The 11631-nt window shown below is 68.6% G+C and carries 14 protein-coding genes; 9 read left to right on the top strand and 5 right to left on the bottom strand.

Features of this window, described 5'->3' with window-relative positions; translation table 11 throughout:
* Positions 1-4: 4 nt before the first annotated feature.
* Positions 5-592, top strand: a complete 588-nt coding sequence (locus ACFWVD_RS12895; RefSeq protein ID WP_379242216.1) for a TetR/AcrR family transcriptional regulator — start codon at positions 5-7, stop codon at positions 590-592.
* Positions 593-617: 25 nt separating this feature from the next.
* On the opposite strand, the gene ACFWVD_RS12890 is transcribed toward ACFWVD_RS12895, so the two are convergent.
* A complete protein-coding gene (locus ACFWVD_RS12890) occupies positions 618-1010 on the bottom strand; it encodes a nuclear transport factor 2 family protein (RefSeq protein WP_379242215.1) in 393 nt (130 codons plus the stop codon).
* A gap of 42 nt (positions 1011-1052) precedes the next feature.
* Positions 1053-2621: an HD domain-containing phosphohydrolase gene (locus tag ACFWVD_RS12885; protein ID WP_379242214.1), complete on the bottom strand. Its 1569-nt coding sequence runs from the start codon at positions 2619-2621 to the stop codon at positions 1053-1055.
* Positions 2622-2710: 89 nt separating this feature from the next.
* On the opposite strand from ACFWVD_RS12885, the gene ACFWVD_RS12880 reads away from it, so the two are divergent.
* The 6 genes from ACFWVD_RS12880 to ACFWVD_RS12855 all read left to right on the top strand — a co-directional run bounded on the left by ACFWVD_RS12880 (position 2711) and on the right by ACFWVD_RS12855 (position 8495).
* Positions 2711-3388: a PadR family transcriptional regulator gene (locus ACFWVD_RS12880; protein ID WP_379242213.1), complete on the top strand. Its 678-nt coding sequence runs from the start codon at positions 2711-2713 to the stop codon at positions 3386-3388.
* A 62-nt stretch (positions 3389-3450) separates the two neighbouring features.
* Entirely contained in the window at positions 3451-4470 is a 1020-nt protein-coding gene (locus tag ACFWVD_RS12875; protein ID WP_379242212.1) for an esterase/lipase family protein, read from the top strand.
* Between the two features lie 75 nt (positions 4471-4545).
* Entirely contained in the window at positions 4546-5085 is a 540-nt protein-coding gene (def, locus tag ACFWVD_RS12870; protein WP_379242211.1) for a peptide deformylase, read from the top strand.
* The gene (gene fmt / locus ACFWVD_RS12865) at positions 5085-6008 is read left to right on the top strand and encodes a methionyl-tRNA formyltransferase (protein WP_379242210.1); all 924 of its coding nucleotides are present in this window, start codon (positions 5085-5087) and stop codon (positions 6006-6008) included. Before def ends, fmt begins: the two co-directional genes overlap by 1 nt.
* A 656-nt stretch (positions 6009-6664) precedes the next feature.
* Positions 6665-8056 carry an RsmB/NOP family class I SAM-dependent RNA methyltransferase gene (locus tag ACFWVD_RS12860; RefSeq protein WP_379242500.1) on the top strand — a complete coding sequence of 464 codons (1392 nt, stop codon included), beginning with the start codon at positions 6665-6667 and terminating at the stop codon, positions 8054-8056.
* Positions 8057-8150: 94 nt separating this feature from the next.
* Positions 8151-8495: an MmcQ/YjbR family DNA-binding protein gene (locus ACFWVD_RS12855; RefSeq protein WP_379242209.1), complete on the top strand. Its 345-nt coding sequence runs from the start codon at positions 8151-8153 to the stop codon at positions 8493-8495.
* Between the two features lie 25 nt (positions 8496-8520).
* Here the strand turns inward: ACFWVD_RS12855 and ACFWVD_RS12850 are convergent, their stop codons facing one another.
* Together ACFWVD_RS12850 and ACFWVD_RS12845 are read right to left on the bottom strand one after the other, a co-directional pair.
* A complete protein-coding gene (locus ACFWVD_RS12850; RefSeq protein ID WP_379242498.1) occupies positions 8521-9294 on the bottom strand; it encodes an RNA polymerase sigma factor SigF in 774 nt (257 codons plus the stop codon).
* A 122-nt stretch (positions 9295-9416) separates the two neighbouring features.
* Positions 9417-9839 carry an ATP-binding protein gene (locus tag ACFWVD_RS12845; RefSeq protein ID WP_379242208.1) on the bottom strand — a complete coding sequence of 141 codons (423 nt, stop codon included), beginning with the start codon at positions 9837-9839 and terminating at the stop codon, positions 9417-9419.
* 98 nt (positions 9840-9937) lie between these two features.
* On the opposite strand from ACFWVD_RS12845, the gene rpe reads away from it, so the two are divergent.
* On the top strand, positions 9938-10594 hold the full coding sequence (gene rpe / locus ACFWVD_RS12840) for a ribulose-phosphate 3-epimerase (protein ID WP_379242496.1): 657 nt from the start codon (positions 9938-9940) through the stop codon (positions 10592-10594).
* Positions 10595-10607: 13 nt separating this feature from the next.
* Here rpe and ACFWVD_RS12835 read toward each other — a convergent pair whose 3' ends face one another.
* Complete coding sequence (locus ACFWVD_RS12835) at positions 10608-11078, bottom strand: hypothetical protein (RefSeq protein WP_379242207.1); 471 nt, start codon at positions 11076-11078, stop codon at positions 10608-10610.
* Between the two features lie 339 nt (positions 11079-11417).
* On the opposite strand from ACFWVD_RS12835, the gene ACFWVD_RS12830 reads away from it, so the two are divergent.
* Complete coding sequence (locus tag ACFWVD_RS12830; RefSeq protein ID WP_379242206.1) at positions 11418-11618, top strand: hypothetical protein; 201 nt, start codon at positions 11418-11420, stop codon at positions 11616-11618.
* The last annotated feature ends 13 nt before the right edge of the window (positions 11619-11631 follow it).

Raw genomic sequence — 11631 nt, 5'->3', positions numbered from 1 at the left:
TTACATGACTGAATCGGATGCGCAGGTCAGGCCAGCGATCGGGAAGCGGGACCGGCTGGTCCAGGCGGCGATGCGGGTGTTCTACCAGCAGGGCATCGAGAAGACCACGATCGCGGACATCGCCCGCGAAGCCGACGTGCCGGTCGGCAACGTCTACTACTACTTCAAAACCAAGGACCAGTTCATCGCCGCGGTCATCGACCTGCACGCCCAGGTCCTGGCAGGCGCGGTAGCCGAGCTCGCCGACCTGCCGGGCCCCGCCGACAAACTGAAGGCGATGGTGCGCAGCTGGGTCGAACAGCGAGAGATGGCTGCGCGATTCGGCTGCCCGACCGGATCCCTCGCGGCCGAACTCGACAAGCGCGAGGATGCCTTCGGCGGCGAACCGGCGCGGGTGATCGGGCTACTGGTGGAGTGGGCGCGGGAGCAGTTCGCCGAACTGGGTCGCGACGACGCCGACGAACTCGCGATCGCCTTCGTCGCCGCCTACCAGGGAATCTCCTTGCTGGCCAACACCTTCCGCGATCCCGAACTGATGGTCACCGAGGGTGCGCGGTTGCAGCGTTGGATCGACGAACTGGCGCAGAAGTAGCGCCCCGGGTTGGTCGGGCATCGGCTCACTCGGCCGGCTGCCAGCCCGTGCATACCAGGTCGATGCTGGTGATCGTGTCGTTGTCGGTGGTCAGGTAGGCGCGCTGTTCGGCCAGGCGCGGGGTGCCGTTGGCCGGGTGCATGCGGACTCGCCAGTGCATCGCGAGCTTGTCGCCCACGCGGTCGCGGCCGGAGTCGACCACGGCGAAGTCGTCGGGGCCGCCGAACCAGCCGCGGAAGCGGTCGATGGTGGGGGTGGGGCCGGTTTCGGTGAAGGGGCCGGGTGGGATGAGGCCGCGCAGGGTGACGTCGGGGGCGAGGTAGGTGGACATGGTGGTGAAGTCGCGGTCGATCAGTGCGGCGAGGAAGCGGTCGGCCACCGTGGTGGTGGCCTGCGGGGTGGGGGTCGAAGTAGTCATGGGGAAAGTCTCGGCGTTTCGCGGGCGCGGAACATCGGGTGATCACCCGATCTTTGTGGGCTGATCCTCGTCGGGGAGTAGGCCGTGGCGCATCGCGAAAACCGCCGCCGAACCTCGGCTGTGGACGCCGATCTTGGTGTAGATGTGCTCGACGTGGCTGCCCGCGGTGCGCGGGCTGATGCCCAGGGTCTGGCCGATTTCGCGGGTGGAGCGGCCGCGCACCAGCAGGGCGAGCACGTCGAGTTCGCGGGCGGTGAGGCCGGCGATCTGGGCGCGTTTGCGGGGTCGACGGCCCTGGGCTGCCGCGAGGACCGCGGCCACGGCGTCGCCGTCGAGTCGGCCCGCTGTCACTTCGGCGCGCAGGATCGCGGCTCGTTCGTCGGCGTCGACGGCGGGTCGGTGCGGGCGGTCCTCGCCGAGGGCGCGAAACATCTGCGCGGCGGCCAGAATTCGCGCGGCGGGCGGCAGCATCGAGCCGGTGAGCCCGCGCGGATACCCGGATCCGTCCAGGCGTTCGTAGACCATCGAGGCGGGTCCGGCGAGTGCGGCCAGGTGGGGGCTGCGGGCCAGCACGCGTTCGGTGAGATAGGGGACCATGCGAACCCGTTCGCGTTCGGACGCGGTCAAAGGTCCGGGCTTGTTCCAGATGCCGGTCGACACGCCGATCGTGCCCAGCCGGCACACCAACGCGGCCCGCCGCACCGTCTCTGCCTGGTCGGCGGGCAGGCCGTATTCGCGGGCCGCGGCGGCTGCCAGGTCGGCGACCGCGCGCGAATGACCGAGGAACCAGGTCGCTTTCGAGTCGGAGTAGTCGGCGAACACAGTGAGCACGTCGGTGAGTTCGGCATCGGGAATCGGCCTGTCCAGCGCCGCACAGCCGTCGATCACCTGCTGCCAAGCATCGACCTGGTCCAGCCCTTCCAGCAGTTCTCCATCGACGCACAAGGCGACCAGATTGGGATCGAACTCGGTTCCGCTGCGCGACTGCAACATTCGCACCGCCGCGTCGATACCGCCCACGCGCGCATGGACTTCCGCGTCATCGGCGATATGGACCACGCGCATCACCGCGGTGATCTGGTCGCCACGCAACCCGCCGGGCACGCCGTGGCCGTCCCACCGTTCGAACGCCTGCGGCAGCGCCGTTTGCACGGCAGTGGGCAGGTCGAGGCGTTCGGCGATATCGGCGGCGGTGCGGCAGTGGGTGAGAAACGAGTCCATCGTGTCGCGCACGCCGCCCGCGAGAAACCGGCCGGTCATCGACAGGCGGCGCAGCGGTGACGCGCCCGGCGCGAGGTGACCGAGCAGGAAACCCATCATCGGCAACCCGGTCTTGTCGATGTCGTAGCTGTCGGCGCGGATGCGCAGATCGTCGCCGAACCAGCGGGCCATCTCGGGGGAGTCGGACACGCAACCGACCCACGCCAGCAGCGAAACATAGTACGCCGCAGCACGATCCGCCTCCGATAGGCCGGCCGCCTCCGCGAGCCGGACCGCGAGAACGGTCTGCCGCAGGACGTGTTCCTGCGGCTGACCCAAACCCAGGTCGGTGGCCAGCGACAGCGAGGCGATGAGTTCGGCCAGGCGCAGCGGTGCGGCGAGTTCGGTCATGGTGCATCAAAGATACTCCTTGCGCTCGATGCATTGCCGATATATCGTCGATAGTGTCAAGAACAACGAGGAAGCCTTAGGAGGCTGTCATGCAGAACCAGGAACAACGAGAATTCGGACACTTCCGGCGCGGTCGCGGACCGGGCCCCAGGGAGTTCGGTCACGACCGGCAGCAATTCCGGCACGGCGGGCGACACGGGCACGGCCCCGAGTTCGGACCGGGCTTCGGTCCCGGATTCGGGCCGGGTTTCGGCCCCGGATTCGGTCGCGGACGCGGCCGCGGCGGGCGGGGCAGGCGTGGCGATGTGCGCGCCGCGGTGCTGCTGCTGCTGGTCGAGCGACCCATGCACGGGTACGAGCTGATCCAGCAGATCCGCGACCGCAGCGACGACGTCTGGCGCCCCAGCCCGGGATCCATCTACCCGGCATTGGCCCAGCTCGAGGATGAGGGGCTGGTGCTCATCGAGAAGATCGCCGGTCGCAAGACCGCGCAGCTCACCGACGAGGGCAAGGCCTACGTCGAGACCCATCGCGAGGACCTGGGCGACCCGTGGGCACAGGTCCGACAGGACGTCGGCGCCCAGGCGCTGGACCTGCGCGAGCTGGTCGGACAGGTGATGGGCGCGGTCGGTCAGGTGGCCCAGGTCGGCACCGCGCAGCAGGCGGCAAAGGCGGCCGACGTGCTCGCCGAGACCCGTCGGGCGCTGTATCGAATCCTCGCCGAAGACGATGTTGTTTCCGAGGGCGACGCAACCCCCGAGAAATGATGGCGCGGTGAAGGCCCTACCCGACGTGCGGATGTCAGACCCATGGGGTAAATGTTTGGGATATGGAACAACTGGATACGTTGTGGGGTTGGGGAACATCACGAATGCGCGCGGCGGTGGCGGTCACGGCACTGGCCTGCACGGCGGTGATCGGTGTGTCGTTCGCGCCGATCGCCACCGCTGAACCGGCGGGTTTTCGACCCGCCGTCATCCCGATGGAGGCGGGTCCGGCACAGTCCGATCACCTGGATGCCGCCCATTACATCAACACCCACCCGAACTCGGTTCCGGTGGGGCTCAACAACTTCGGCTGTACGCCCAGCGCGCAGCATCCGCGGCCGATCGTGCTGGTGCACGGCACCGATTCGAGCGCGTACTCCGACTGGGCTGGCATCGGCCCGCAACTGGTCGCGGCGGGCTACTGCGTTTTCGCGTTGAACTACGGCGGGGCGCCCGGCGCCGACACCTACGGCACCGAGGACATGCGGATCAGTTTCGCGCAGCTGTCGGCCTTCGTCGACGACGTGCTCGCCGCGACCAAGGCCACCAAGGTCGACCTGGTCGGGTTCTCGCAGGGCGCGACCGTGAGCCGGTTCTACGTCAACAAACTCGGCGGCGCCCCGAAGGTCGGCACCTGGGTGGGCCTGGCCTCGCCCAGCTACGGCGGGGTCATGTACGGACTGGTCCCGGTGGGTCAGGCCATTCCCGGCATGATGGACGTGTTCGCGAAAGTCACCTCCACCGCGGCGGTCCAGCAGGCGCAGGGCGAACCGCTGATGGTCGAACTCAACGCGGGCGGCGACACCGTGCCCGGTGTCCGTTACGTCACGGTCGGCAGTCGGGTCGACGAGATGATCCAGCCGTTCTCCAACATCGCGCTGCGCGGCGCGGGCGCGGAGAACCTGGTGCTGCAGGACCTGTGCGCCGAGGATATGACCGGCCACTTCCACCTGGTCTACGACCCGTTCGTGCAACAGCTGCTGCAGCGCATTCTCGACCCGGCCGGCGCGCCCACACCGGTGTGCAAGCCGGTACCGCTGGGCACCGGGATCCCGGAGGTGATCATCGCGGGCAACTCCTGACGGCCGTGCTGGCTGGAGGGCCCCCGCGAGGTCTCTAGACTGGGACGACAGCAATTCGTCCTCCCGGGAGCCGCCTTGACCATTCAGCCCGTTCGCCTGTTCGGCGACCCGATCCTGCGTTCTCGTGCCGACGCGGTCACCGACTTCGGTCCCGACGTCGCCACGTTGGTCGCCGATCTCATCGAGACCATGCACGATGACGGCGGCGTCGGCATGGCCGCGCCGCAGATCGGGGTCGGGCTGCGGGTGTTCGTCTACGACACCGGCGACGCGGCGGGTCACGTGGTGAACCCGGAATGGTCCGCGATCGGCGACGACGAACAGGTCGGACCCGAAGGGTGCCTGTCGATTCCCGGCGTGCGCTACGACGTGCGCCGGGCCGCGCGCGTGCGGGTCACCGGGTTCGATTCCACCGGTGCCCCTGTCGAATTCGAGGCCGACGGACTGCTGGCGCGGTGCGTGCAACACGAACACGACCACCTCGACGGCGTGCTGTTCATCAACCGCCTCGAACCCGCGGACCGCAAGGACGCGATGCGCACCATCCGCGAATCCGACTGGTTCCGCGCCGGTGTCACCGTGCGCGAATCCAGCGGTGTGGGCGGTGGCCGCTGATGCGCCTCGTTTTCGCGGGCACGCCGGAACCGGCCGTGCCGTCGCTGCGCCGACTGATCGAAAGCGCGGGCCACGAGGTCGTCGCGGTGGTCACCCGGCCCGACGCGGTCGCCGGTCGGGGACGCAAGATCATGCGCTCGCCGGTGGGGCAGCTCGCCGATGACCACGGCATTCCGGTGTTCACCCCGCGCAAGCCGTCCGAGCCCGACTTCATCGCCGCGCTGACCGAACTCGCCCCGGACTGCTGTCCGGTGGTCGCCTACGGTGCGCTGCTGCCGCAGCAGGTCCTCGACATTCCCGCGCACGGGTGGATCAACCTGCACTTCTCGCTGCTGCCCGCCTGGCGCGGCGCGGCGCCGGTGCAGGCGGCCATCGACGCGGGCGACGATATGACCGGCGCGTCGACCTTCCTGATCGAAGCGGGCCTGGACACCGGCCCGGTGTACGGGGTGATGACCGAGAAGATCGGTCTCACCGATACCGCGGGCGAACTGCTGTCCCGGCTGGCCGACGCGGGCGCGGTACTGCTCGAGAAAACCCTGGACGGGGTGGAAGACGGGTCGCTGCAAGCGATTCCGCAATCACATGACGGCGTGTCCTACGCACCCAAGGTGTCGGTCGAGGCGGGGCGGATCGGTTTCGACGAACCCGCACTGGCCATCCACCGGCACATCCGCGCCGTCACCCCGGCGCCCGGTGCGTGGACCGAGGTGAACGGGCTGCGCCTCAAACTCGGCCCGGTGGAAATGGTGGAGGAAACCTTGCCCGAACGCGAGATCGAGGTGCGCAAATCCGGCGTCTTCGTCGGAACATCGACCACAGCGGTCCGCCTGGGGCAGGTACAACCGCCCGGCAAGAAGATGATGAACGCGCTGGACTGGGCCCGCGGTGCGCGCCTGGCGGCAGGCACGGTGATCGGATGAGTGCGTCCGACCGCCGTCGTCGCCGCGAAGCCGACGCCGCGAAGGGTGTCGCACCCCGCGACGACCGCAAGCCCGCGGGTAAGGGCGAGCCGCGTGGGGGTAACCCCGAGCGCAAGATCACCAGCAAGAACGTCGACGGTGGCTGGGCCGCGCGCGCCGCGAAGGGCACCACCACGCCCCGCACCGACGAGGACCGCGGGACCGGGCGCGACGGTCGCCCCCGCTCCACCGACAATCGTCCCCGATCCGGCACACCCCGTCGCCCGGACGACCGCCCCGGTTTCGGCCGCGGCGCGCAGGGACGCGACGCGGGCAACCAACGCGCCGACGCCCCCCGTCGCACGGATGACCGCCCCGGTTTCAGCCGCGATCGCGAGCAGGGTCGTGACGCGGGCAACCAGCGCGCCGACACCCCGCGCCGCGTAGACGACCGCCCCGGTTTCGGTGGCGCCTCGAACGACCGTGCGCAGGGTCGCGACGCCGGTAGTCAGCGCGATGATCGTGGTTCGGCAGGACGCTCCGGCGCGGCGAGCTCGGGTCCCGCCCGTTCTGATCGTGGCGCCGCAGGTTCCGATCGTGGTGCGCGCGAAGGAGATTCGCGTGGCCGCAGTCGCGACGGCGGGGCTCGCGGTGCGGGTCCGGCGAGCAAGGCGCCGGTGCAGCGTCGCCCCGAACGCCCCGATCCCAGCGTGCCCAGCCCGCGGAAGCGGCGCGGCGAGCCCGTGGATCCGGCGCGTGAGGTCGCCCTCGACGTGCTGCGCGCGGTGCGTGAACGCGACGCCTACGCCAACCTCGCGCTGCCGAAGTTGTTGCGCGAGCGCAAGATCAGCGGGCGCGATGCCGCTTACGCGACCGAGCTCACCTACGGTGCCAGCCGTTCGCAGGGGCAGCTCGACGCGGTGATCGCCGCGTGCGCGGGCCGCCCGATCGAGGAGATCGACGGCCCCATCCTCGATATCCTGCGCCTCGGCGTCTACCAGCTGCTGCGCACCCGCACCAGCGCCCATGCCGCCGTCGACACCTCCGTCGACCTGGCCAGCGCCGAATTCGGCCAGGGCCGTGCGGGATTCGTCAACGCGGTGCTGCGCAGGGCGGGGGAGAAGACCTCCGAGGAGTGGATCGCCGAGTTGGCCCCCGCCGACCCGGTCGGCAAGCTCGCCTTCGAACACGCGCATCCGAAGTGGATCGCCCAGTCCTTCGCCGACGCGCTCGGCGCGCAGGCGGGCGAGCTGGACGAACTCCTAGCCGCCGATGACGAGCGCCCGGTCGTGCACCTGGTCGCGCGTCCCGGCGAGATCACCTCCGAGGAACTGGCCCTGGTCACCGGCGGTGAGGAAGGCCGCTGGTCGCCGTACGCGGTGTACCTCGACGGTGGCGATCCCGGCCTGCTCGAGCCGGTCCGCGACGGCATCGCCGCGGTCCAGGACGAAGGCAGTCAGCTGGTCGCCCTCGCACTGACCCGCGCACCCCTGGAAGGCCCCGACCAGGGCCGTTGGCTGGATCTGTGCGCCGGTCCCGGCGGCAAAGCGGCCCTGCTCGGTGCCCTGGCCGCGATCGACCTGTTCACCGTCGACGCGGTCGAACCGGCCGAACATCGCGCCGAACTGGTCCGCAAATCGACCCGCAACCTGCCGGTCACCGTGCACGTGGCCGACGGTCGCGACAGCGGACTGACCCCCGGCTACGACCGCGTCCTGGTCGACGCGCCCTGCACGGGCCTCGGCGCGCTGCGTCGTCGCCCCGAGGCGCGCTGGCGTCGCACCCCGGCCGACGTGGCCGAACTGGTCACCCTGCAGCGCGAACTGCTCGCCGCCGCATGGGATCTCGTGCGTCCCGGCGGTGTCGTGGTGTATTCGACCTGTTCACCGCACCTGGCCGAAACCACCTCGGTGGTCGCCGATTTCGTGCGCCGCACCGGCGCCGAAGAACTCGACAGCCGCGACTTCCTGCCCGGTGTCACCGATGTGGGCGACGGCCCGTCGGCGCAGCTGTGGCCGCACCGCCACGGCACCGACGCCATGTTCCTGGCGACGTTCCGCAAGAAGTAGCCCGCGACAAACGACGGCGCCGCTCCCGTATTCGGGGGCGGCGCCGTTCCATTCGTCCAAGCAAGCGGGTTCTTCGAAGGGGAGAATCGGGGGTATGGCATTGACGTGGAAGCAGGTAGTGGCCGTGGCGACGGCGCTGCCGGGTGTGGAGGAAGGCACCTGGTGGCGCAGTCCGGGCCTGAACGTCGGCGGCAAGAGTTTCGCCCGGTTACGTGACGAGGCCGAAGGTGGTCTGGTGCTGCTGTGTGAGCCCGCGGAGAAGGAGGCGCTGCTGGCCTCGGGCGATCCGAGTTTCTATACGACCCCGCACTACGACGGGCACCCGTACATTCTCATCGACCTCGATGTAGTCGACCCGAAACAGCTCACCGAACTCATCGATGCCGCGTGGTGGTTGCGCGCACCCGCGAAACTGCGGCGTGCCAGGCAGGGCGGTTAGGACGTCGTTGTCCCGTCCGCGATGGTCAGTCCCGTTCGGACAACTCGCGCAGGCGCGCAAGGGTTTTCGCGAGAATACGCGAGACGTGCATCTGGGAGATCCCCAGCTGGGTGGCGATCTGGGTCTGGGTCATCGACTCGAAGAACCGCATCGTGAGGATGCGCCGTTCGCGTTCGGGCAGGCCCGCCAGCAGCGGCCGCACCGCGATGTACTCCTCGACCCGGTCGAACTGCGATTCCTCTTCGCCGAGCGTGTCCAGCAGCGACGCGTCGCTGTCGCGCCCGATCGACGCGGCGTCGATCGAGGTCGGCTGATACGCGTTGCCCGCGATCACCGCCTGGGTCACCTCGTCGGGATCCACATCGAGCTCGGCCGCGATCTCCTTGGCGGTGGGGGAGCGCCCCAGCCGCTGCGACAACTGATCCACCGCCGCGCCGATGCGCAGGTGAGTCTCCTTGACCCGCCGCGGAACTCGCATGGCCCAGGTGTTGTCGCGGAAGTACCGCCGCACCTCGCCCATGATCGTGGGCACCGCGAACGACAGGAAGTTCGAGCCACGGCTGAGATCGAACCGGTCCACCGCGTGGACGAGGCCGACCCGGGCCACCTGCGACAGATCGTCGAACGGCTCACCGCGCCCGCTGAACTTGCGCGCGATGTGATCGGCCAAGGGAATGCACCGGTTGATCAGCGCGTCACGCGCGACCGCGTGCGCCACACTGCCAGGCTCGGTCTCCGCCAGCCGTTCGAACAGGGCGCTGACGTCGTCATAGCCGGAAACCGGTTCGGGAGTCTCCAACTCCTCCTCGGCGGTTTCCTGCTCGACAGCGTCGGTGGCCTTCTCCGGCTCGGCGACAGGGGAGTCCGTTTTGTCGTGTTCGACGAGATCGTCCTGGTCGGTCTGGTTGTCCTCGCCGTGCACTACGCCTTCCCCCGGACCCGACGGAATCGGACCGTCGTCGGAAAACCGGACACGGTCGGGTCGAAATCGCGCTGGTCGGCGATCACTTCGTCGCACAGCGTGCGCAGCACGTGCCAGCCGAAGCTGCGTTGATCGGGCATACCCTGCGAGGCGGCGACACCGTCCACGCGCACCTGTAATTCGAAGTCACCCACGAGGAATTCGCAGGTGAGCAACGTGTCAGGTGCGGCGATCGCGATGATCGTCGAGCACACCTCGTCCACGGCCAGCCGCACGTCGGCCACCTCGTCGAGGGTGAAATCGCTCAGTAGCACCAGTGTTTCGGCCAGTCCGCGCACGATCGGCAGCTGCGTCAGCGCAGCTGCCACACGAATCTCCACCGGGGCGCCGAACGGCCCTTGTTCCGCCGAAAAATTGGTCACCTGCGCAAGGCTACCCACATCCGGGCAGGGCAATCACCATTCGGTGGCTACACTGCCCTGCTGTGTCCACTCCGACGTTCTCCCGTCCGGCAAAGCCGATGATCGCCCCGTCCATCCTGTCCGCGGACTTCGCCTACCTGGCCGCTGAAGCTGCCGCGGTCGAAGGATGCGATTGGCTCCATGTCGACGTCATGGACGGCCACTTCGTGCCCAACCTCACACTGGGTCTACCGATCGTGCAGAGCTTGCTGAAGCACACCGACATCCCCTTCGACTGCCACCTGATGATCGACGACCCGGGCCGTTGGGCCCCCAGCTACGCCGAGGCCGGTGCCTACAACGTCACCATCCACGCCGAGGCCACCGACGATCCGATCGCGGTGGCGCGCGATATCCGCGCCGCGGGCGGCCGCGCCGGACTGTCGGTGAAGCCCAACACCCCGATCGAGCCGTACCTGGAAATCCTGCGCGAGTTCGACACCCTGCTGGTGATGAGCGTGGAGCCAGGCTTCGGCGGGCAGTCGTTCATTCCCGGCGTGCTGGAGAAGGCGCGGATCGTGCGTCGCCTGGTCGACTCGGGCGAACTGCGGCTGGTGGTGGAAATCGACGGCGGCATCAACGACGACACCATCGAGCAGGCCGCGGCGGCCGGTATCGATTGCTTCGTGGCGGGCTCGGCGGTCTACAACACCGCCGATCCCGGTGCCGCCGTGCAGACATTGCGCAATCTGGCCACCGCGGCCTGGCTGCCGTAGTTCGCGAATTCGGTTACAGGGTGCGGAGTTTGCGGGTGCCCAGCGCCCGCGCCGCCTCGATGACGGCCTGCACCGGCGGCCGATGGTCGCCGGCGTCGGGTGCCTGCACCCAGGTGCGGTAGCCGGTGCGCTCGTCCTCGGGTGAGGGCAGCACGATCTGGCTGCCCGCGCACGCCACGGTGGCGTAGAGCCGGAACAGTTCGGCCGAGGCGGCGGCGGTGACCGAATCGGGTCGGCACGGGCCGGTAAGAAATGTCCAGCGCCGGGCGCGGGGATGGTCGACGACCGGGCCCGCGATCGCGGCCTCGCGCAACCGGTCCTGCACCCGTTCACCCAGATCGCTGGGCATGGTCACCGCGCCGTACGTGGTGCCGATCTGCAGCAGAATGCGGCGGGAATCGACATCGATCTTGGCCGGTAGATGTAATTCGCGCCGATAGCGCACGCACCGCATTTCCAGCGTCGTATTGATCAATGTGCTCACGCGGCACCCCCGCATCTGGCGAACTCGGTGTTACCCACAGTGTTGTCTTCCCTGTTGTGGTGACTATCCCTGGGGCTTACTCCCGGTGGCCGCACTGCCCCGGGCGATGGTCGTGACAACCTGCTGTTCCAGGCCCTGACATCTGGTTGAACGGCAGGAATCGTCGACGTAACAATATTGCGTCAATGGTGTGGCAGGCGCAAGCATTCCACTCACCGTGTTTCCAGTTCGTAATGCCGGGTAATACAAGGTTAAGACTGCCCGATGAATACCGGGGACCGGTTCGTGAAAATGGGGATAATCCACAACCGCCGAATTGATTAACGGCGGGGCTGCGTCATGTCGACACACCTTTGTGCCCGCATCGATGCGCGACCGTTCGCTTCCGGTGACCCACTGCTGCCCGCGGTCTGGTTCGGCCCCCGCCCTGTGCTCACCGACCGCGCTACTAGGCTGTGCGACGAGCTGGGCGACCGCGTGGGAATAGCGGCCGCGCACCTGCTGTTGGGCCCGGTGTACGACAAGCGGGCACGGAAATGACGCGACAAGGGAG

The organism is Nocardia sp. NPDC058666 (assembly GCF_042714895.1).
GTDB lineage: Bacteria > Actinomycetota > Actinomycetes > Mycobacteriales > Mycobacteriaceae > Nocardia.
This window is presented reverse-complemented; position numbering and strand designations above follow the sequence as displayed.